Origin of the sequence: Litorimonas sp. RW-G-Af-16 (genome assembly GCF_048319245.1) — a bacterium.
Classification (GTDB): domain Bacteria; phylum Pseudomonadota; class Alphaproteobacteria; order Caulobacterales; family Maricaulaceae; genus Litorimonas.
Genome location: NZ_CP166993.1, coordinates 1,233,402 through 1,252,737, shown reverse-complemented (window position 1 = coordinate 1,252,737; position 19,336 = coordinate 1,233,402). Strand labels below are relative to the sequence as shown.

Annotated in this window: 22 protein-coding genes and 1 pseudogene; 8 read left to right on the top strand and 15 right to left on the bottom strand. The window is 50.3% G+C overall.

The annotated features are described in order from the left end of the window. Positions 1–2 precede the first annotated feature (2 nt). Positions 3–245 (bottom strand): phosphoribosylformylglycinamidine synthase subunit PurS, encoded by a 243-nt coding sequence (purS, locus tag AB8615_RS06245; protein WP_409434047.1) that lies wholly within the window; start codon positions 243–245, stop codon positions 3–5. A 24-nt stretch (positions 246–269) separates the two neighbouring features. Next, positions 270–1,045, bottom strand: a pseudogene (gene purC, locus AB8615_RS06240) (phosphoribosylaminoimidazolesuccinocarboxamide synthase). A 175-nt stretch (positions 1,046–1,220) separates the two neighbouring features. Between purC and AB8615_RS06235 the strand changes: the two are divergent. Next, positions 1,221–1,541, top strand: a complete 321-nt coding sequence (locus AB8615_RS06235) for a DUF1476 domain-containing protein (RefSeq protein WP_409434045.1) — start codon at positions 1,221–1,223, stop codon at positions 1,539–1,541. Between the two features lie 9 nt (positions 1,542–1,550). Here the strand turns inward: AB8615_RS06235 and AB8615_RS06230 are convergent, their stop codons facing one another. From AB8615_RS06230 to rpsU, 3 genes are all read right to left on the bottom strand, one after another. Then, positions 1,551–2,009 (bottom strand): thioredoxin family protein, encoded by a 459-nt coding sequence (locus AB8615_RS06230; RefSeq protein ID WP_409434044.1) that lies wholly within the window; start codon positions 2,007–2,009, stop codon positions 1,551–1,553. A 176-nt stretch (positions 2,010–2,185) separates the two neighbouring features. Continuing rightward, entirely contained in the window at positions 2,186–2,668 is a 483-nt protein-coding gene (locus AB8615_RS06225) for a hypothetical protein (RefSeq protein WP_409434043.1), read from the bottom strand. A gap of 392 nt (positions 2,669–3,060) precedes the next feature. Continuing rightward, on the bottom strand, positions 3,061–3,294 hold the full coding sequence (rpsU, locus tag AB8615_RS06220; RefSeq protein WP_409434042.1) for a 30S ribosomal protein S21: 234 nt from the start codon (positions 3,292–3,294) through the stop codon (positions 3,061–3,063). A gap of 175 nt (positions 3,295–3,469) precedes the next feature. Between rpsU and AB8615_RS06215 the strand changes: the two genes are divergently transcribed. Further along, positions 3,470–4,423 (top strand): alpha/beta fold hydrolase, encoded by a 954-nt coding sequence (locus AB8615_RS06215; protein WP_418153040.1) that lies wholly within the window; start codon positions 3,470–3,472, stop codon positions 4,421–4,423. Here the strand turns inward: AB8615_RS06215 and AB8615_RS06210 are convergent. Next, on the bottom strand, positions 4,420–5,334 hold the full coding sequence (locus tag AB8615_RS06210) for a fatty acid desaturase family protein (RefSeq protein WP_418153038.1): 915 nt from the start codon (positions 5,332–5,334) through the stop codon (positions 4,420–4,422). The genes AB8615_RS06215 and AB8615_RS06210 overlap by 4 nt on opposite strands. A gap of 115 nt (positions 5,335–5,449) precedes the next feature. On the opposite strand from AB8615_RS06210, the gene AB8615_RS06205 reads away from it, so the two are divergent. After that, complete coding sequence (locus tag AB8615_RS06205; RefSeq protein ID WP_409434039.1) at positions 5,450–6,079, top strand: carbonic anhydrase; 630 nt, start codon at positions 5,450–5,452, stop codon at positions 6,077–6,079. Positions 6,080–6,084: 5 nt separating this feature from the next. Here AB8615_RS06205 and AB8615_RS06200 read toward each other — a convergent pair whose 3' ends face one another. Further along, complete coding sequence (locus AB8615_RS06200) at positions 6,085–6,873, bottom strand: Coq4 family protein (RefSeq protein ID WP_409434038.1); 789 nt, start codon at positions 6,871–6,873, stop codon at positions 6,085–6,087. A gap of 175 nt (positions 6,874–7,048) precedes the next feature. On the opposite strand from AB8615_RS06200, the gene AB8615_RS06195 reads away from it, so the two are divergent. After that, the gene (locus AB8615_RS06195) at positions 7,049–7,336 is read left to right on the top strand and encodes a hypothetical protein (protein ID WP_409434037.1); all 288 of its coding nucleotides are present in this window, start codon (positions 7,049–7,051) and stop codon (positions 7,334–7,336) included. On the opposite strand, the gene AB8615_RS06190 is transcribed toward AB8615_RS06195, so the two are convergent. Continuing rightward, complete coding sequence (locus AB8615_RS06190) at positions 7,218–7,850, bottom strand: glutathione S-transferase family protein (protein ID WP_409434036.1); 633 nt, start codon at positions 7,848–7,850, stop codon at positions 7,218–7,220. The genes AB8615_RS06195 and AB8615_RS06190 overlap by 119 nt on opposite strands. A 38-nt stretch (positions 7,851–7,888) precedes the next feature. Here AB8615_RS06190 and AB8615_RS06185 point away from each other — a divergent pair, with 38 nt between their 5' ends. The 3 genes from AB8615_RS06185 to AB8615_RS06175 all read left to right on the top strand — a co-directional run bounded on the left by AB8615_RS06185 (position 7,889) and on the right by AB8615_RS06175 (position 10,284). Continuing rightward, complete coding sequence (locus AB8615_RS06185) at positions 7,889–8,758, top strand: pirin family protein (protein ID WP_409434035.1); 870 nt, start codon at positions 7,889–7,891, stop codon at positions 8,756–8,758. A gap of 23 nt (positions 8,759–8,781) precedes the next feature. Continuing rightward, the gene (locus tag AB8615_RS06180; RefSeq protein WP_409434034.1) at positions 8,782–9,906 is read left to right on the top strand and encodes a zinc-binding dehydrogenase; all 1,125 of its coding nucleotides are present in this window, start codon (positions 8,782–8,784) and stop codon (positions 9,904–9,906) included. Between the two features lie 96 nt (positions 9,907–10,002). Continuing rightward, entirely contained in the window at positions 10,003–10,284 is a 282-nt protein-coding gene (locus tag AB8615_RS06175; RefSeq protein ID WP_409434033.1) for a hypothetical protein, read from the top strand. 12 nt (positions 10,285–10,296) lie between these two features. Here the strand turns inward: AB8615_RS06175 and AB8615_RS06170 are convergent, their stop codons facing one another. The 7 genes from AB8615_RS06170 to AB8615_RS06140 form a co-directional block, all read right to left on the bottom strand. Beyond that, positions 10,297–10,737, bottom strand: coding sequence for a VOC family protein (locus AB8615_RS06170; protein WP_418153035.1), 441 nt, complete (start codon positions 10,735–10,737; stop codon positions 10,297–10,299). After that, positions 10,715–11,347, bottom strand: coding sequence for a glutathione S-transferase (locus AB8615_RS06165; protein ID WP_418153033.1), 633 nt, complete (start codon positions 11,345–11,347; stop codon positions 10,715–10,717). The genes AB8615_RS06170 and AB8615_RS06165 overlap by 23 nt, the downstream gene beginning before the upstream one ends. Positions 11,348–11,468: 121 nt before the next feature. After that, positions 11,469–14,114 (bottom strand): M1 family metallopeptidase, encoded by a 2,646-nt coding sequence (locus AB8615_RS06160; RefSeq protein ID WP_418153031.1) that lies wholly within the window; start codon positions 14,112–14,114, stop codon positions 11,469–11,471. Between the two features lie 53 nt (positions 14,115–14,167). Further along, the gene (locus AB8615_RS06155) at positions 14,168–15,298 is read right to left on the bottom strand and encodes a glycosyltransferase family 10 domain-containing protein (RefSeq protein ID WP_418153029.1); all 1,131 of its coding nucleotides are present in this window, start codon (positions 15,296–15,298) and stop codon (positions 14,168–14,170) included. Continuing rightward, positions 15,274–16,005, bottom strand: a complete 732-nt coding sequence (locus tag AB8615_RS06150) for a hypothetical protein (RefSeq protein WP_409434028.1) — start codon at positions 16,003–16,005, stop codon at positions 15,274–15,276. The genes AB8615_RS06155 and AB8615_RS06150 overlap by 25 nt, the downstream gene beginning before the upstream one ends. A 6-nt stretch (positions 16,006–16,011) precedes the next feature. Beyond that, the gene (locus AB8615_RS06145; RefSeq protein ID WP_418153027.1) at positions 16,012–17,268 is read right to left on the bottom strand and encodes a M28 family peptidase; all 1,257 of its coding nucleotides are present in this window, start codon (positions 17,266–17,268) and stop codon (positions 16,012–16,014) included. Between the two features lie 118 nt (positions 17,269–17,386). Continuing rightward, positions 17,387–17,731 (bottom strand): hypothetical protein, encoded by a 345-nt coding sequence (locus tag AB8615_RS06140; RefSeq protein WP_418153025.1) that lies wholly within the window; start codon positions 17,729–17,731, stop codon positions 17,387–17,389. Positions 17,732–17,897: 166 nt separating this feature from the next. Here AB8615_RS06140 and AB8615_RS06135 point away from each other — a divergent pair, with 166 nt between their 5' ends. Then, entirely contained in the window at positions 17,898–19,319 is a 1,422-nt protein-coding gene (locus tag AB8615_RS06135) for a M20/M25/M40 family metallo-hydrolase (protein ID WP_409434026.1), read from the top strand. The last annotated feature ends 17 nt before the right edge of the window (positions 19,320–19,336 follow it).

Here is a 19,336-nt window from a genome sequence, read left to right as displayed (position 1 = left end):
TCTTACGCCTGAATTTCGATGCGGTAGCTTTCGATCACCGTATTGGCGAGGAGTTTCTCGCACATTTCGGTCACGCGGCCTTTGACAACTTCGGGGTCGTTAGCCTCTATATCAAGTTCAATGACTTTACCTTGAAATGCGTTGGTCACTTCATCGAAGCCCAGATCGTTGAGAGACCGCGCGATAGCACGACCTTGTGGGTCAAGAACGCCGGGCTTTAGGCCGACAAAGACGAGCGCTTTCATAGGAAGCTCCTGGTTTGATCTGGTTTAATCGTCATTGGATACGACCGAGAGGTTCGGTGCGTGTTTATTTTGGTTTTCTTTGAGTATGCCAAGCCGTGAGGCAACTTCGGTATAGGCTTCGGTTACGCCGCCAAGGTCACGGCGGAAACGGTCTTTGTCGAGTTTGCGGTCTGTCTCTGCATCCCAGAGGCGGCAGCTATCGGGGCTGATTTCATCCGCTAAGATAACTTGGTGACCGCCGTCTTCATTCGCCAGCCGTCCAAATTCGATCTTAAAGTCAACTAACTTAATACCGATGCCAGCAAACATCCCTTGCAAATAGTCATTGATCCGCAGCGTCATAGCGATCATTTCGTCTAACTCTGCATGGGTGGCCCAGCCAAAAGCGTGAATATGTTCTTCAGCAATCAGAGGATCACCCAGATCGTCGCGCTTGAGGCAGAACTCTACGATAGAACGCGGGAGCTTCTCGCCTTCTTCAATTCCGAGGCGCTTAGACATGGTGCCAGCCGCTATATTGCGGCAAATAACTTCCAGCGGGATGATTTCGACTTCTTTAATCAGCTGCTCGCGCATGTTCAGGCGTTTGATGAAGTGCGTGGGGATACCAATCTCGCCGAGGCGAAGCATCACAAATTCGCTTATGCGGTTGTTGAGGATGCCTTTGCCGTCGAGCGTTGCTTTTTTTGTGCATTAAAGGCAGTCGCGTCGTCTTTGAAATACTGCACCAATGTTCCAGGCTCAGGCCCCTCGAACAGGATTTTGGCTTTACCTTCGTAGATTTGTTTGCGGCGGCTCATGTGGCCCTCATATATGAGCGAGACTCAGTCTTTGATCTCTAAAGCCACGGCATAGCCTAAGCCTCTCGCGGCGGCAATGCGCAGGAGGCGAATATTTGAGGATTTTACACCTTGAAGAACGCTGCGGGCAGACATACGTATCCTTTAGAAATAACGACTTTTGGAAAGGTAGACCATGTCGACATTTGATGAACGCGAGAGCGCCTCTGAGACACGTTTCGTGTTGGATGCGGCGAAGGAGTTTAAAGCCGAAGCAAAACGCAACAAAGCATTGGGGTTTTGGGCGGCTGAGCTGATCGGGAAATCTGATCCTGATAAGTATGCGCTCGAAGTGATTATGGCGGATATGGAAGAAGCCGGCGATGATGATGTCTTCCGCAAGCTGCGCAAAGACCTAACAGATGGCGGTGCTGATATTTCTGACACGGCTATCCGCGAAAAAATGGCCGAGTGCCTCGAAGCTGCTCGTGAAGAGGTCTACGGACTGCGTGCCTAGAGCCTGAGTCTAAATATTATTCGGCTCGGGGCAGGTCAGGTCAAATGACTGCTGATTGTTTCGAGCCGCATTTTGCAAATTACGAATGTGCATGGCCATGGCTTTGGCGTCATAGGTCATGTTTACACAGCCCATTGTCCGTTTTGTATCGCCATCAATGATAGCGGCAAAACCTGTTACGCCCATCCACATATTATATTGCTGCACGATCCCACGATCGAAGACCGCGTGAGCGTTTAGATCACCTTTGCCGCCAGAAATATCGATTGGCACGAACTCAATCATCGGATCGCGTAGATTTTGCAAAGCTTCTGTCAAGCGGGGCTCAACGATCTTGCATGGCCCGCACCAGTCTGCTTCGAAAAACACGACATAGACGTCAGGTGTCGGTTGATATGCATTCGCGCTCGCACTGAGTCCAAGTGTTAGAGCCGCGGCAGAAATGAAGGTCTTCAATATACGTGTCATATTGTGGTCTTATGGCGTATTTGATCTGAATGGCAGATGAAATTGCAGTTTTCTACCGCACAAAATCGTGAGGCGAAGTCGGGCGAGGGAGGTTGTGAATTGCAGACTTGCCAACGAAAAAAGCCCGGACCAGATAATATCTGGAACCGGGCTTTCTCATCTTCCCCTAGATAAGATTAGAGGCCTGGGTCAACATTGTGAGCCGCAGGGCATGATGTCGTTTTGGCACCAACAGATGCACGGCTCATATAGGCATTGCCTTGAGCGCGGGACGCCATTTTGCGAAGTTCTTCAGCCATTTCATTTGCTGAGAAAGATGCATTCACACATCCGATAACGCGCTTTGTTTTGGCATCAACGACAGCGGCAAAGCCTGGAAGGCCGACCCATTTGTTGAAGACAGGCACGATGTCCTTATCAAACGCTTCATGTGCGCCTTTTTCCCATTTGGCTGCTGTTGTTGTGTCGATCACGACTTCTTCAGCGTTTACACCAGCGATTGCGACAGCTGTTTGGAGTTGGCTGTCAAGCTGTTGGCTCTTCACGTCTTTCGCGTTACGGAAATTCACAACATAAACGTCAGGTGACGCTGCATATGCAGTTGATGCGAATGCAGATGTCAAAACAGCTGCGCCGATAAGTGTAGATAGAGTTTTCATTTTTTTTGTCCTTTGTAGTCATCTAGGGTTCACAAGAATTATTATTGTTTTTGTTATGAGCCTCTATCTAACGGTCATTGGTAAATGAACCGCGAATCAGTCGTTAGGACAGCGTTTAGAATACTTTCTACAATCGTTAATTTAGCGGTTAAAGTATTGAAAATATTATAGAAATTTTTTTCCAATAAAATGCATTTTGTTGAGTTTTTCCTGTCATTAGGGTCGTTAAGCACAGATCGTAATTCAACCTTAACCATGTTTCTGGCGGACGAGTTACGACCATGTTAGATTTTTGTCACAAATTTCATACATGCGCTTCACAGTAGCGCACAAAAAAACCGCCCTCCTAAGAGAGCGGTTTTGAACTTGGTTCCGTAAGGAGATGCGGTCGATTAACGACGGCGCGGTTTCTTTGACGGGATCAATCCTTCGACTTGGGCGCGCTTGCGTGCCAGTTTACGGACACGACGCACAGCTTCCGCAGCTTCGCGTACGCGCTTCTCGGATGGCTTTTCATAATGTTTACGCGCTTTCATTTCGCGCAGGATGCCTTCGTTCTGAAGTTTCTTCTTCAGGGCACGGAGGGCCTGATCAACATTATTCTGACGGACGTAGATTTCAACCATGTGGTCTTCAACTCATTTCTAATTCAAAATTAAAGGCCCCGTGCATCGGAGCCTTTGGAATAGCTGGCTTTTAGGGGTCTAAGTTCGCGCCGTAAAGAGTAAAAGCTGCGATAAATCAGCAATTTGACCGAAAAAAGAGGCTGATTTCACAGACGAACGCCCTAAAGTGCGATCTATGAACTTCAATCAGCCTCACTTTATACAGTCCGATGGATTCGAAATTGCGACCTATTCAGACGGGGCGCTAGATGGGACGCCGTTGATATTGGTTCATGGTTGGCCAGAGATTGCCTATAGCTGGAAGCCGATCGTGCCGATTTTGGTGCAGGCGGGCTACCGCGTGATATGTTATGATTTGCGCGGTTTCGGGCGGTCTTCTGCGCCTCTAGATTCGCAGCATTACGCGATGCCGCAACTCGTCGCTGATTTGGAATCGGTGATGGATGGGTATGGTCTAAGTCAAAGTTTGATCTGTGGACATGACTGGGGCGGCAGCATTGTCTGGCACGCCGCACGTATGATCCGTCATCGCGTTACGGGGGTCGTCGGTATTTGTGTTCCGCACACCGCTCGCGCTCCTGCGCCGCCGTTGAAGATCATCGAGAAGCGGGCAGGACGGAAGCACTACTTTTTGGAGTTTCTCTATAAACGCGCGGAAACCGCTGCATTATTCGCCAAAGATCCAGATGGGTTTTTCCGTCTCATGTTCCGCTCTACGCCTGAGGGTGCAGTTGCAGACGAGACGTTTACATTCATCCCAACTAAGTTCGCAGAATTTCTCGCCGCGGGCTCACCACCGCTCAAAGGTGGTGTTATGGATCAAGCGGATCGGGCAGTATTTGTAGAGGCTTACACACGTACAGGCTATGAAACAGGTATGAACCTTTATCAGAATATTAATGAGAACTGGAAACTGGCAGAGGGGATGTCTGACCGCATAGATCAGCCCGTCCTGATGATCAGCCCTGAGCGTGATTTGCTTTTGCCGCCAGAATTGGCTGACCCTATGGAGCATATGGTGGATGATCTAACCCGCGTGACTATTCCAAATTGCGGGCATTGGGCCATGTGGGATGCGCCAGACGCTATCAGCCGAGCCATGCTGGACTGGCTTTCATTGCGAAGCTAGGCAGGCGCGGCTGTTCGAAGCACATTCAGATAGCTGGTCTTTGTTTCCATTTGATCCAGATACCCAGCCTTCAGCATTTCACGGTGCATGGCCTTCAGCCCATGGCACGGCACATACATATAGGCGTGATGTTCGACGTGGTAATTGACCCAATAGGGCGCAAAGAAAATTCGCTCGATTAGGTTGGCTTTCGTTGTTCGTGCGTGAGTGAGGGCATTATCGTCATTCGTCGTCATACCGTGTTCAGCTATATTGCGTAGGCGCAACACAAAAAAGAACCACGTCATCAGAGGCGCCAGCCATAAAGCGAAGTAAACCCACCAATATCCCAGCGCGGCTAGTCCTGCTAACAAAAAGGCGTTGATAATAAAGTAGGGCCAAGGCGAGCTTTTCTGAAATGCATCTGATCCCTCAATCACAGGGGCTTCGCCTTTCGACATCGTGCGTGACGCAAGTTGTAGCCTCAAGAAAGTCTGCCCTGTCAAGTCACGGATAAATTTGCGCCGCAGAGATGCGCGTGTTGTTGGAAATTTGGCAGATAGCGGCAAGTCGGGATCCTCTGGTCGCTGAGCGTAGCGGTGATGTTTGAGATGGTATTTGCGATAGCTCATCATATCGCCGCCATAGGCCGCGCCGAGGAGGTATTGCCCCACAAACTCATTGAGCGCTTTCGTCTTGAACAGCACGCCATGTGCTGCGTCGTGCATCAGGATCGCCATGCCGTGTTGGCGTGATCCAACTAGCAAGAAAGCCAGAATGAAGGTCAGGGGGTTTGGAAAGATGATAAACATCGCCATAGACCCAAATATAACGGCCCAGACATGGAAGGTCAGCCAAGCGCCCCAAAGGTCAGACCGCTGCGCTAAGTCTTTGACCCGCTTGGTCGGTAGATATGTGGCTGTAGCCCCCATCGCTGTAAACTGCGCTCGCGCGCGCCATCTGTCAATTCCACGAAAGTGCATGGCACTTGAATATAGTGTTTGGGTCACTGCTTGACGTTTGAGAGCGCTGGGATAAGAACAGCCTATGCCGCTAAGAAAACTACTCATCCAAGGATATGAAACCTTTCGAAAAGGGGATTTCGTCAATCAGAAGAAACTGTATGAGCAGCTAGGCACGCTGGGGCAGCACCCTAAAATTATGTTGATTGCATGCTCCGATAGTCGTGTTGATCCATCAGATATTTTTAACGCTTATCCTGGCGAAATGTTCGTCGTTCGGAATGTCGCCAATATCGTCCCACCGCTCGACGAAACGGGCGGGTATCACGGGACGTCAGCCGCGATCGAATATGCTGTCAACAATCTTGGTGTCGAAATGATCATGGTTATGGGTCACGAAAGCTGCGGCGGGATTCAAGGCTGCCTAGCTGGGATGGGCCACGATCCTGATGCTGGCTATGTTGGCAAATGGGTAAGCCTGATCAATGACGTACGAGATCGAGTTCTTGCAAAGGGGCTTCCCGAAGATCGAGTGACTTACGAAATGGAATTAGAGGTTGTTCGACAGTCTTTGACAAATCTTACAACATTCCCGTTTGTGAAACGTAAAGTTGACACGGGTCATTTGAAATTGGTCGGGGGGTATTTCTCAATTATCAAAGCCAGGCTCATGATTACCAATGACGACGGCGAATTTGAAGAAGTGCCAGCCTAGCAGATTTAAGCAAGAGCTGCCTCTCCGCCGATGAAGGCATAAGGATCCATTCCTGCCGCACGCATGCAGTCATGAACTTTGAAATATGTTTCGGGTGTGATGTAGCCGTACTTAGCGCGCGCCGCTTCTAAGTCCATCGCTAGCAAGGCCTCAATGTCTAAATAGACCAAATCTGTTGCCGTCTTTCCAATTTTGTGACCTTCACGCACCGCGCGCATCACTGGGGCGCCCTTTGGGGCCGACTTCTTGACTTCCCAGCCAGCCATGTGCGCGATGAACGTCAGGCCGCGACCGCCATGTTGGGAGTAGGACAGCCCTAGCACGCAGGCCTCGCCCAGTGCGTCGCGGCTATAACCTGTCATCACGTGAACCAAGTCATGTGTGTCGCGCAGACGATTACCAAATGTAATCATTTCTGGCGACCACTTATCGCGAGCTTTTGAGTCAAACGACTCATACTCATCAACCAAGCCTTGCGCTGTTAGGCCTTGGCTCTCCATAAACTCCACATAGGCGCGGCCGACCGTGCCTTCGGGAAGTTTGCGGATCTTTTCGTGATCGTCCAGCATAGTCGGAAGGAAAAGACCCGCCTCAATATGTTTGCGGCCCTCTGGAGAGTTTGCAAAGCGGCAGAAAAACTTCTGAAAGTTATCACCATTTAACTCATTGATGATGTGAAATACTTGGCTAGTGTCTTCCTTATCGGCCATGAGATTGCGAAAATGCTTCAGCGCTTTCAGAGGGCGTATCGGTTTACGAGTCGATTTGTCATATGTGTAATCACGATTAGTCATGCGATGAACATACTTTGTGATCGCTTAAATTCAAGCAAAGCCTCTGCATAGTGTTCATACATGTAAAAACTGTGCTCAGCCTTATTCAGAAGGCAGGCTAAAAAACAATACTTACAGGTATGAACACTATGCGGTATGCGGAGTAAGCTTTGTCTGTAAACCAAGCCTTGCCGCCATGACGATTGAAAATGCATATGGTGCGTTTCAAGACGATATGCTGGGCAGCCTCAAGACGGACAAGTGGGCCGATTTTATTGTCATCGACGTGAACCCCCTGACGATTGCGCCAGACGACCTCAAGGACAATGAAATTGAGCAGGTTCTATTACAGGTAAACGCCTACATTAAGCCGCGTAATTCGCCCGCGTTTTCATGCGTTCATGCCATGCTGTCAGTGCTTTTTGCTTGTCCGTTGGGTACACTTTTACCCATCGCGCGAAATCAACACAGACTGTCGCGGTAATATCCGCATAGGAGTAGCTATCCCCTGCGACGAACTCATTCTTTTGTAATTGCGCATCAAGATCTTCAAAAAACCACCCAAGCCGCTTTGCGCCTCGTGCAGCTAATTCCGGGATTTGAGGGACGTTGCGAGTGCCTGTCATCGCGCGGTCTTTCATATGCGGGCTGCCATTGCGTAGCGCTTCAGCCCCAGCCATCAATCCTTCAAATTCACATCGCCAATTCCATTCGGCGATCATCGCTTTTTCTGACGGCGTTGTGCCAAGGAGCGGCTTGTCGGGATAGGTCGCGTCTAGGTAAGCGGATATGCCAGCATTTTCGGTCAGCAATAGACCGTCTTCCGTCACAAGAGCGGGTACAGTGCAACGCGGGTTAACCTTACGGAATGCATCACCCATCTGCTCGCCTGTTCGCAGGTCAACTTGAATGTTCTCATAGGCTATTTCTTTTTCTGTCAAAAACATGCGGGTGCGACGTGGACTTGGTGCTGTTGTGCAATCGTATAGTTTTAGCATATCATATATCCTTTGATCGAATGATTTGAGGAAACGTTATGGCAGACAGCCCCGCAATTAAAGCTATTTTGAAACCGCGTGAGAAAGATATTGGCGAGTTTTCTGTCAGACGGGCTTTGCCGTTCGTGCAGCAACGCTCTATCGGGCCGTGGGTGTTCTTTGATCATTTTGGTCCTGTCAGTTTTCAGCCGGGCGCAGGTATCAATGTCCGCCCGCACCCGCATATCAATCTTGCGACGGTAACCTATCTGTTTGAAGGTGAAATCTTTCACCGTGATAGCCTCGGCAATGCGCTTGCCATTCACCCAGGCGCGATCAATCTTATGGTCGCAGGGCGCGGCATTACCCATTCGGAGCGCACGCGGGACGCGTTAAAAGTGACCGGCTATGATTTGCACGGTCTGCAACTATGGCACGCACTGCCAGAAGAATTTGAAGAAGTTGAACCGTCTTTCCACCACACTGCGGCCGATGACATTCCGGAGGTCGAGTTTGACGGCGCCAAGGTTCGCGTAATGATGGGCACAGCTTATGGCGTTGAAAGCCCAGTCAAAACCTTCTCGCCTAACCTCTATGTCGAAGCCCATCTTGAAGACGGGGCGGAACTGACTTTGCCAGAGGCAGAAGAGCGCGGCATTTACGTGGTTGAAGGGGAGGGCGAGATTGATGGGGTAACTGTGCCCATCAATGCTATGACCGTCCTGACGGATGAGACCACAACGATCAAAGCGCGCGGGAAAACTCGCTTCGCATTGATTGGAGGTAAACCGTTGGGGCGGCGTTATCTGGATTGGAATTTTGTGTCCTCTCGTAAAGAGCGGATCGAACAGGCGAAAACTGATTGGAAGGCAGGCAAATTTGGCACTGTCCCCGGGGATGATGAGGAGTATATACCTCTCCCAGAATAGACACTCATATCGAAGGAATTACTATGTCCAAAGTCCACCAAATGCGATCCCTCATCACCGATGATGGATGGTTAGAAATGTCCTTCGTCGAGATGGATATGCCAAAACCCAAGGCGGACGAAGTTTTGATCAAGGTCATGGCAACCCCAATTAATCCGTCTGATCACGGCGTAATGTTTGGAGCGGCTGACATATCTCAGGCGACCTCCAAAGGTGAGGGTTTTAACCGTGTCTTGCGAGCGCCGATCCACGCTTCCGCTTTAGGCCGTATGAAAGCTCGCTTTGGACAGTCTTTGCCAGTGGGCAATGAGGGCGCGGGTGAAGTCGTAGCTGCTGGCGAGAGCGATGCGGCACAAGCTTTGATCGGGAAAACAGTCGCAGCTATGGGCGGCGCAATGTACGGCGAATATCGTTGCGTAAATGTACAGATGGTGCTGCCGCTTATGCCTGGCTGCACGGCCAAGGACGGTGCGTCTAGCTTCGTAAATCCACTCACTGCTTTGTGTTTTCCTGAAACCATGCGCAGTGAAGGCCATACGGCTTTGGTCCACACAGCCGCCGCGTCCAATTTGGGACAAATGCTCAACCGTATCTGTCAAGCAGACGGCATAGATTTGGTCAACATTGTGCGGAAACCCGAACAAGTAAAATTACTCAAAGACATGGGGGCAAAGTATATCGTCAACAGCTCTGATGATGATTTCATGGCTCAGTTGACTGACGCTATCCACGCAACGGGCGCAACGCTCGCGTTTGATGCCACAGGTGGTGGTTCGCTGGCGTCTGATATACTCTCGGCGATGGAGGCCGCTGCGGCTCGCACGCCAGGGGCTTATTCGATTTATGGCTCAATCAAACACAAGCAGGTCTATCTCTACGGGAGCCTCGATATGTCGCCGACAGTGCTGAACCGCGCATATGGCATGGCGTGGGGAGTCGGGGGATGGCTGTTGCCGAATTTCCTTGCCAAAGCGGGTATGGAGACAAATATTCGCCTACGCACACGTGTCGCCAAGGAACTGAAAACAACCTTTGCCAGCCACTACACTGACGAGATTAGCCTGCCTGATGCTTTAGACGCTGATATTGTGAAGCGCTATAATGCTAAAAAAACGGGTGAGAAGTTTTTAATCAATCCGACTTTATAGGTCTTCATCCCTCATTAACTATAATGTTTCGCTCCCGCGTAACTTGGCGCGGGACTTGCTCCGTGTGTTCCGTAATTGTTATTATGGGGCAAACCAATGTTTAAAATGAGTGTTCAGGCAATACCTGTTAAACCACGGCGCGTTAGCGCGTCAAAAATCGCAAATGATAATGTTGAGACAGCGATGTCCAGCCTGTCTTGGCGGGAGCGTGAAGAGATTAAGCGCCGCATCAGTGACCTGCAATGGCAAGCAAACTATGCGCGTATCCAGCTCAAAAGCTGGAATGATCTGGATAATGACCGCTGGACAGCCTTAAAGTCTATGCACGAAGCGGCTGCGGATGAATTGGCCGAATTAAGCGGGCTTTACTTAGACTAAGTAGACCTAAGACTAAGCGGCGAAAATTTGTGATGGGTCTTTGAAGCTCTTAAACTCTAGGGCATTGCCTGATGGGTCGAGAAAGAACATTGTCGCTTGCTCTCCCGTCTCGCCTTTGAAGCGGATGTAGGGTTTAATCACAAATTCTGTGCCTGCTTCAATGAGGCGATCTCGCAAAGCGTGCCACTCATTCCAAGGCAATACAGCCCCAAAATGGCGCACAGGCACGTCTTTTCCGTCAACTTGGTTCGTTGGGTCAGGGGTCGCGAAGCTCTCTGGCTTGAGGTGAAAGCTGAGCTGGTGGCCAAAGAAATCGAAGTCAATCCATGTCGGAGCCTCTCGCCCCTGATGGCAGCCCAGAATATCGCGGTAGAATGTGCGTGTCGCTTCCTTATCCTTGATCGGATAGGCGAGATGGAAAATCGCTGGCTTAGGTTTTGGGGTCGTAGGCATAATTTCCACCTTTTTCCAACGCTCGCAAGTAAGCAGGACGCGCGTGTATTTTGTTCACGTACTCATTGCAGGCTTCGTAACCAATTAAGCGCCCGCGCGCTTTGGCAGCTTCCAAAGGGAAGATCATTTGAATGTCGGCACCCGTTAACTCATCGCCTGCGAAATAGTCGCTGCTGATAAGCTGATACTCGCAATAATCTAAAATGCCTTTTATCTCCGCCACGATCATCGGCTGGATAGGGGCTGCTGCGTCGCCTAGGAAACCTGTATAAAGGGATAGCAAAAGCGGCAACATGGCTGAACCCTCGGCAAAATGCAGGAAGTGAACATAATCGACATAGTCCTGCGTACCTTTTTCAGGGCGGAGTTTGCCGCTACCGTATTTGTCCAGAATATAAACGATTATTGCGCCCGTTTCCGCAACAATCAAATCGCCGTCCTCAATAACTGGGCTTTTGCCAAGTTGGTGAACGGCTTTGAGTTCTGCTGGCGCGCGGTTGGTTTCTGGATCGCGTTCGTAATGTTTGATTTCGTATTCAATCTCCAACTCTTCGAGTAGCCATAGGATACGCTGTGATCTGGAGTTATTCAAATGGTGTACAATCAACATGTGTTTCTTGTGCGGTGAAGTCGGCGCTTGATCAATAGTTATTTCTCAACATTGTCCATGAGTCACAAAAAATCCCCACCCAGAGGGCAGGGATTATCTTGTTGCGTTGTTAACGTGAAAGCTAGTCGCGGTTCATCATGCGCTTGAGCGTTCTTTTGAGCGCTGACTCGCGGTCTTTACGTGCTTTCGGCTTTTCCGCCTCGCTCGCATCAGACGCGGTATCGCCGTCATTGTCACTGTCATTATCGTTTACAGCTTCAACTGTCTCAGCTTTTTCAACATCAGTAGAGAGAGGGACAACTTTGCTGTCCGCATCCTTCTTATCGTCGCCTTTGAGCTCCGCCAGAGCATCTGCCATCATATTGCTTCGTTTATAGTTCGATTGTTTCAGCTTTAGGCGATCGCTCGCAATGCTTGGCGGGAAAGTGTTGTTAGAGTAGTCTGCGTCAGCCGTCTGGTGAGCTTCGTCTAACCGAATTGAAACTACGGGCTCGTCTCTGATGATGAGTTTCGTCACGAATTCCGAATTGCGACGCCAAATTTCAGCTGGGATCATCATATCTTCCATGCGACCATTCGCATATTCCAGCGTCACAGGCAACGGGGTGATCAGCCCACCAATGTTTTCAAAATCGACGAAATACAGATACTTACCGTCTTCCATCGCACGGTCATAGGCTTTGCGCTCCCAATCATCGAGGTCTTTGAGGAAGGATTGATATTTATTACGATCGGCATTTGTGACCGTGAACTTATCGTTCTCATTGTAGAAATCTTTTAGCTCTGAGTAACGACTGACTCGGGTTTTTATGCCTTCTTCACGGTTGCGACGTTGGACGATATTTTCAGGACGCCGCACGGCATCTTCTTCGCGGTCCATATCAAATTCAATTTCTGGGTTCTGTGTTGAGATTTGGTATTCGCGCATGCTGGTGACAGCTACATCGACATGATCGGTAGTGTAATACCAACCGCGCCAGAACCAATCTAAATCAACCGCCGAGGCATCTTCCATAATACGGAAAAAATCCGCAGGCGTTGGGCGTTTGAATTTCCAACGGGTTGCGTATTCGCGAAATGCAAAGTCAAACAACTCACGTCCCATAACAGTTTCTCGCAACACGATCAGTGACGCCGCTGGCTTGGAATAAGCGTTTGGCCCGAATTGCAAAACGCTGTCAGACTGCGTCATAATTGGCACTTGGCCATCGCTTGTCATGTAGCGCGTAATGACGTCGAGAGGGTTTTGTTGTCCGCCAGAAATCGGGAAATCCTCCTCCCATTCATATTCGGCCATATATTCGAGGAAGGAGTTCAGCCCTTCGTCCATCCATGTCCAACGGCGTTCGTCAGAATTCACTGTCATCGGAAAATAGATGTGACCAATTTCGTGAATGATCACGCCAATTAGGCCATATTTGATATTACGGGAATAGACGACTTCACCAGACTTTTCGTCCTCTGATGGGCGGTAGCCATTAAAGGTGATCATCGGATATTCCATGCCGCCGCGTTCCCATGAATTCACGGACTGTGCAGTCGGATACGGATAGTTGAACGCAAATTTGTTATAGACGTCCATCGTGTGGACAACGGCTTGCGTTGAATATTGAGACCAGATCGGGTCGGCTTCTTTGGGGAAGAAGCTCATGGCCGTCACGACTGGGTTCACATCGTCGTCTTGCTCAAACAACATTGCGTCCCAGATATATTTACGAGAGGAGGACCATGCGAAATCGCGGACATTTTCAGCGGAGTAGCGCCAAGTCTTCATACCCTTGGCTTTCGTTTTTTCGTTCTCTTCCGCTTCTTCAGGCGTCACGATATAAACTGGCTTTTCTGTACCAGCTTTATCCATGCGTCGCCTTTGTTCAGCCGTCATAACTTCGCGTGGGTTTTGCAGGACGCCCGTTGCCGCCACGATATGATCGCTGGGAACAGTCAGATTGACGTCGTAGTCACCGAATTCGAGCGTGAATTCCCCGCGACCCAGAAATTGCTTATTCTGCCAACCGGTGTAATCAGTATAAGCGGCGAGGCGAGGGAACCACTGCGCGAGGCCAAAGATATAGTTATCCTCTTCCTCAAAATATTCGTAACCGCCACGGCCACCCACAGCCACTTCATCAATAATATTATGAACCCAGTCGATTTGGATGGTCACGCTAGCATCAGGGGCGAGTGGTTCTGGTAAGTCGATGCGCATCATAGTGTCGTTGATGACGTAAGGCAGCGTTTCCCCTTCGCCGTCCATGATGGCTTTGAACTCAAATCCGTATTCACGGTCCTCCATGGCTTGCTCGTAGCGCAGGGCGCCGAAGCTATAGCTGTCCTCACCGCCTGCACCGTCACCGCGCCGAGATCCAGCGGCAGAGGCGACTGCAGAGGTGCGCGCCATAGAGCCATCTTTGAAACGGTTTTGATCAAGCGCTACCCAGAGGTAATTAAGCGCATCAGGGGAGTTGTTCGTATAGACGATTTCCGATTCCGCCGTGATTGTGCGCTCGTCTTCATCAAGCACCGCGTCAATCGTGTAATCTACACTTTGTTGCCAATAGGCAGGGCCAGGTGCGCCAGACGCGCTGCGATATGCGTTGGGGGAGGGAAGTTCTGTGCCGAGCTGACGAAATTTTTTGACTTGATCACCCGCGCTCCCAACTGGCCCGTCACTGTCTGCAGCTATGGCATGCGTGCCGATGACCAAAGTTCCAACTGCGCCGAGCGCGCCAATGAAACCATATTTGAGTGCTTTGATGATAGCTGACATGCCATTCTCCCATTCCTGCCCTAAACCTAGTGCAGGTCTGTGACAGTTTCCTACTAAATTCCCGTAAACAGAGAAAGATTATTCCCATTACGCCTTGCGTAGTGCGGCAGTTTAACCTTGGAGGGGGAGGTGGCGGGATGTCGCGCTATTCGTGCCCTGAAGAGGGCGTCTTGAACTGCTTGAAACGGGTGTTTGCGGCGAAAAATGTGACGCCCGCAAATTTCTGCCCCAGCGATAATAGGCGCTTGTTTATTCTTTGCAGTCGCAATATCGGCAACGACTGACAATATGTTGTAATCATGCAATACGCGGCGTCGGGCTTCCATTATAAAAGGTAGACGTTTTTCGTATTGGTGGGTCGCTATGGCGTCGCGAATGACAGCCTCTGCTTTATCTAAGTCAAAAATGTCAATCGGGATGACGCTTTCCGCTGGAAACGCGCTGGCATAATTAGGGTCGCCAAAATAAAACGGCAAACACCCCGCCAAAAAACAATCGGCGAGTTTTTCTGTCCAGTGGCCTGCCTCTACATGGTTCTCAATCGCGATATGATAGCGATAGGTATCCATAGCCTCCGACTTTTCGTCAATAGGCTGTATCCCGCGCCCAAAGACGTCCATTTCTGGCAGGCGATCTCGTAGGGCCAAAACGAATTCTAACCGCTTCGCATGCACAGTATGTGACATCTGCTTTGTGCTGCAAACTGTTGATAAGTAGTTATTTTTTGTCGGTGCAGCCTCTTCCATATCGTCCCAAGTCATATAGCGCCCTGGCCCGCCCCTGGGGCGACCATAGAACCACCGAAGAGGTGGCGTGCGCCGTATCTGCCCCGAATGTCTGACAAGATCAGGGTGCTTATGTGTCAGAACATGGCCAAACTGCCTTAGAAATTGAGGTCCATCAATGCGGATAGAGCTTGGTTCAGTTGTAATCAGAAGTGTATTTGCCCGTGGACAAGCCAGCCGTTCCACACGGTTGGTTTTCTTCTCTCCATCGAGTGGCGGTAAGCCCTCATAAACGACCAACCAATCATAGTCGCGCGCGTCCAGATCGAATGTAAATTTGACATCTTCTATGCGGTCTCCTCCGCCAGGAATCAGTGAAGACCAAAGGGCTGGGTCTTGATTAGGCGCGGTTTTGGCAAGAAATTTGACCGTGATCACTGCCAGTGTTCCGCAATCCAAGGCGTGGGTTTTACGTATTTGTAAAGCCGTTTATACCATGCTTTGACGGGCCAGACGCCTATAACAGCCTCATCTTGATCGGGCTTGCCGGTGAAAGCAACGATCTTTGTGTCCCGTGGTAATTTGGGGGTTTTAAAGAAATTCATTGGCCAGCGCGGCATCAGTGTGTGTTTAAAACTAGCGCACCAAAGTGTTGGCCAAAAGACCATGTCTTCAATCTCCCGGCTGATATAGACCTGCTCAATACGGTATTTCGCGAGAATTGGGTCAGGATCGGCTTGGATGCGATCATAGATGTGTGTGTATTTGCCGACGGGAAAACGGAAGCAGGACGTGTTGCCAATACTGTCTTTAAGCTGTGTCCAGTTGCGGATGACGCAGAACCGCCCAGGTTCATAATCAAACAACGCGTCTATGCTACCTGTTATGACAAGGTCGAGATCAAGGAACAGCACATCGCCTGACAGGTCGACTAAGGGCGCTTTCCAAAGCGTCAATTTTCGCCAAGGTGTATTGATCAATTCTTTTGGTAGGTTGATCTCTGGAATATCGGCGCAGACAACATTGGGGTTAATGCCTGTCGTATCATCGGTTAGGCAGACCAATCGTGTGTCTCGCTTGGTGTTACGTTGAACCGCGTTATAGAGCCGATTGACGAATTCGGCCCCGTAACGCGTTCCCCACTTCATGCAAATGACGGTTTGCATGTGTGGCTATTCTTCTTTGGCTGTCTCTTTAGAAGACATGTCGTCCATCATCATGGCGTCGCGTAACGCGCGGAATTCTGTGCCGGCATACCAATTCGGCCAATCTTCGCTATTGGCCATAGTATAGCCGAGGTCAAATAGGAGGTCGGTCGTTTGCACGATACCAGACAAATCCCAGCTATTGTCATATTCATCGCCAGGCTTGTGGTAGCGTTCCTTCGTGTATTCCTTCGCAAAGTCTTCACCGTAGGTCAGTCCATTGGTGACGTGATCATTGCCTGGATCGGCATAGAGCATCGGCACGCCTTTTTTAGCGAGGCTGATATGGTCAGAACGATAGTAATAGCCAGCTTCTGGCTTATCGTCAGGGACTAGATACATATCGCGCTTGTCTAGCTGTACTTTGAGGCGATCTTCAAGTTCTGACGAGCCAAAGCCGATGACTTTAATGTCTTTGGTCTCGCCCAGTGGCAGCATGGCGTCGATATTGATGCCGCCGACGGTTTTATTGAGCGGGACGAGGGGCGCTTCGCCATAATAGGCGGAACCCAGCAAGCCGCTCTCTTCTGCCGTCACAGCGACGAAAATCGCGGACCGCTCGGGCGCGCCTGCTTCAACAAATGTTTCGCCAATTTCGATGATCGCGGCTGTACCAGTCGCATTATCAACTGCGCCATTATAAATTTGATCGCCTTCTAAGGTCTCGTTTTTACCAAGGTGATCCCAATGCGCCATGTAAAGCACGTATTCGTCAGGGCGTTCGGTGCCTTTAATGCCGCCAGCGACGTTGCGGGAAGTTGTCGTCTTTACGCTCTGGACAATGTTGGCTTTGAGTTGGGCGTCGCCAATCGTGAAGGGTTTAAAGTCTTTTGACGCTGCATCCGCTATGGCTTTGTCTATATTGAGGCCCTCGGATTTAAACAACTCCGTGGCTGTGTCTAAGTGGAGCCAGCCCTCCAACTGTGTGCGGGACGCGCCGCCATCAGGTCGCACGAGGTCATATTGCGCGCCAGTCCAAGAACCAGACACAACATCCCACCCATAGGAAGCAGGTTCTGTTTGGTGAATGACAAGCGCTGCTGCGGCGCCTTGGCGACCTGCTTCTTCAAACTTGTATGTCCAACGACCATAATAGGTCATGGCATTGCCCTTGAAGAGGGTCTCGTCTTTTGTTGCAAAGCCAGGATCGTTGACGAGCATAACAACTGTTTTGCCCTCTACATCCAAGCCAGCATAATCATTCCATCCAAATTCTGGCGCCACGATACCGTATCCAACAAAGACAATTTCGTCACTGTCGACATTAATCTCTTCTGCCAGACGCTTTGTCCAGAAAACCGCATTTGTCGATTGATCTGCCGTTATGAGAGGGGCTTCAGCGTCAGGAGCCGCTCATGATTGTCATGTTGGAGGCAGGGGTAACAGTCGACTCGGTCAGTTCTACATTTTGGAAATACGTGCCGTTCTCGCCCATTGGGATAAGGCCAGCCGCTTTCATTTCGTCTGCGATATATTGTGATGCTGCGATACCACCTGGCGTGCCAGGGGCGCGGCCTTCAAATTCATCAGATGCGAGTTTTTCGATCCGCCGTTGCAGGTCTGCCGTGGAGATTTCTACGGCGGGCGTATCAAGTGGAGCTACTGCTTCGGGAGCGCAGGCTATCAAAGCGCCAGACAGTGCGGCAGATAAAAAAGTGGTCGAAAGAAGTGTTGTTCGGTGTGTCATATGCATTTTTGGACGTTCCAACTTCTGAAAGTCGAACCATCCAACCCTTATAATTTACATCAATTCAAATTTGACGGTTGCCAAGCGGCATTTGACCCTGTTCAAACACATTAGCTATAGATTTGGAAGCGCGAATCCGCGATTGCGCAACAGAATTGAGGACAAAATGAAACACTTTTTATTAGCCACGTGCGCTACAATTTTGCTCGTCGGCTGCGCAAATGAAGCGTCTGATACGCCAAAAGAAGCTACAAAAGCCGAGCAACCCGCTGTTACGCCTGAGGTTCAAAAACTGATTGAGACGGCGAAGAATGGGTCACATGCCTATGATATTGTCGAATCGCTGACCACTGAAATTGGTCCCCGTTTGGCGGGCACAGATGCTGAAGCGCGGGCGCGGGATTGGGCGGTTGCGAAATTCAAAGAGATTGGCCTCGAAAACGTGCGGGTTCAACCTTTCACTATTCCTGGGTGGGAGCGCGGCGAGGAAACAGCCTCGATCGTCGCACCCTATGCGCAGCAATTATATATTACGTCCCTTGGAGGATCGGTCGCAACGCCATCAGGCGGTATCACGGCGCCGATAGCCTTTTTTCCAACATTTGAGGACTTGGAAGCGGCGCCTGCTGGCGGATTAGATGGAAAAATTGTCTTTATTTCTGGCCGAATGGAAAAGGCACCTGACGGGGCAGGTTATGGCCCTGCGAACCGCAAACGCCGTTCTGGTGCAACGGAAGCTGCCAAACGCGGCGCTGTGGCTGTCGTCATTCGTTCCGTAGGAACGGATAGCCATCGCTTCCCGCATACTGGACAGATGCGATACGCAGAAGATACGCCAAAAATTCCAATCGCAGCCTTATCTGCGCCTGATGCCGATCAACTTGAGCGCGTTTTATCGCGCGGAGAAAAAGTCACAATCAAGATGACATTGACACCGCGAGTCACAGGTGATCGACCTTCTGGTAATATCATCGGTGAAATCATTGGCTCTGAGTCCCCCGAAGAGATCGTGCTAATTAGCGGTCACTTGGATAGCTGGGATTTAGGTACCGGCGCGATTGATGACGGTGCAGGTATTGGCATTTCCGCAGGGGCCTCCCAAGTAATCTTGGAAGCTGGCCTAAAACCAAAGCGGACTATTCGTGTTGTGGCATTTGGCGCAGAGGAGGTCGGGCTGCTAGGTGGCTTTGCTTATGTTGATGCGAACCGTGCCGAGCTAGACAATCATGTTCTGGCAACTGAATCAGACTTCGGAGCGACCGCTCCCTATGAAGTGCAGTCAGGTGTGAGCGCGGGCGAGGACGTGTTAAAACAAATCGCTGACGCAACGGGCTTGCCCATGAGCGATGTTCGCACGAATGGCGGGCCAGATATTGGCCCTATGTCTCGCGAGGGCGTTCCGACTATGCGGTTCCAGCAAGACGGAACCGATTATTTCGATTTGCATCATACACCAGATGACACGCTTGATAAAATCAAACCCGAAGATATGGCGACTAACGCTGCTGCCTTCGCTGTTATGGCTTGGATGGCATCCGAGGCCGATACGAATTTCCGCGACACATCCGACTCGGCATCAACCGAGTAAGTAAAGAAACCCACTTA

What these genes read in the sequence shown, in the direction of transcription:
- AB8615_RS06185 (WP_409434035.1), top strand. Translation starts at nt 7,889, where the DNA reads ATGGCAGACAGCCCCGCAATTAAAGCTATTTTGAAACCGCGTGAGAAA.
- AB8615_RS06225 (WP_409434043.1), bottom strand. Translation starts at nt 2,668, where the DNA reads ATGAAAACTCTATCTACACTTATCGGCGCAGCTGTTTTGACATCTGCA.
- AB8615_RS06195 (WP_409434037.1), top strand. Translation starts at nt 7,049, where the DNA reads ATGACGATTGAAAATGCATATGGTGCGTTTCAAGACGATATGCTGGGC.
- AB8615_RS06135 (WP_409434026.1), top strand. Translation starts at nt 17,898, where the DNA reads ATGAAACACTTTTTATTAGCCACGTGCGCTACAATTTTGCTCGTCGGC.
- AB8615_RS06150 (WP_409434028.1), bottom strand. Translation starts at nt 16,005, where the DNA reads ATGCAAACCGTCATTTGCATGAAGTGGGGAACGCGTTACGGGGCCGAA.
- purS (WP_409434047.1), bottom strand. Translation starts at nt 245, where the DNA reads ATGAAAGCGCTCGTCTTTGTCGGCCTAAAGCCCGGCGTTCTTGACCCA.
- AB8615_RS06180 (WP_409434034.1), top strand. Translation starts at nt 8,782, where the DNA reads ATGTCCAAAGTCCACCAAATGCGATCCCTCATCACCGATGATGGATGG.
- AB8615_RS06160 (WP_418153031.1), bottom strand. Translation starts at nt 14,114, where the DNA reads ATGTCAGCTATCATCAAAGCACTCAAATATGGTTTCATTGGCGCGCTC.
- AB8615_RS06140 (WP_418153025.1), bottom strand. Translation starts at nt 17,731, where the DNA reads ATGACACACCGAACAACACTTCTTTCGACCACTTTTTTATCTGCCGCA.
- AB8615_RS06235 (WP_409434045.1), top strand. Translation starts at nt 1,221, where the DNA reads ATGTCGACATTTGATGAACGCGAGAGCGCCTCTGAGACACGTTTCGTG.
- AB8615_RS06175 (WP_409434033.1), top strand. Translation starts at nt 10,003, where the DNA reads ATGTTTAAAATGAGTGTTCAGGCAATACCTGTTAAACCACGGCGCGTT.
- rpsU (WP_409434042.1), bottom strand. Translation starts at nt 3,294, where the DNA reads ATGGTTGAAATCTACGTCCGTCAGAATAATGTTGATCAGGCCCTCCGT.
- AB8615_RS06215 (WP_418153040.1), top strand. Translation starts at nt 3,470, where the DNA reads ATGAACTTCAATCAGCCTCACTTTATACAGTCCGATGGATTCGAAATT.
- AB8615_RS06230 (WP_409434044.1), bottom strand. Translation starts at nt 2,009, where the DNA reads ATGACACGTATATTGAAGACCTTCATTTCTGCCGCGGCTCTAACACTT.
- AB8615_RS06210 (WP_418153038.1), bottom strand. Translation starts at nt 5,334, where the DNA reads ATGGGGGCTACAGCCACATATCTACCGACCAAGCGGGTCAAAGACTTA.
- AB8615_RS06170 (WP_418153035.1), bottom strand. Translation starts at nt 10,737, where the DNA reads ATGCCTACGACCCCAAAACCTAAGCCAGCGATTTTCCATCTCGCCTAT.
- AB8615_RS06190 (WP_409434036.1), bottom strand. Translation starts at nt 7,850, where the DNA reads ATGCTAAAACTATACGATTGCACAACAGCACCAAGTCCACGTCGCACC.
- AB8615_RS06165 (WP_418153033.1), bottom strand. Translation starts at nt 11,347, where the DNA reads ATGTTGATTGTACACCATTTGAATAACTCCAGATCACAGCGTATCCTA.
- AB8615_RS06200 (WP_409434038.1), bottom strand. Translation starts at nt 6,873, where the DNA reads ATGACTAATCGTGATTACACATATGACAAATCGACTCGTAAACCGATA.
- AB8615_RS06205 (WP_409434039.1), top strand. Translation starts at nt 5,450, where the DNA reads ATGCCGCTAAGAAAACTACTCATCCAAGGATATGAAACCTTTCGAAAA.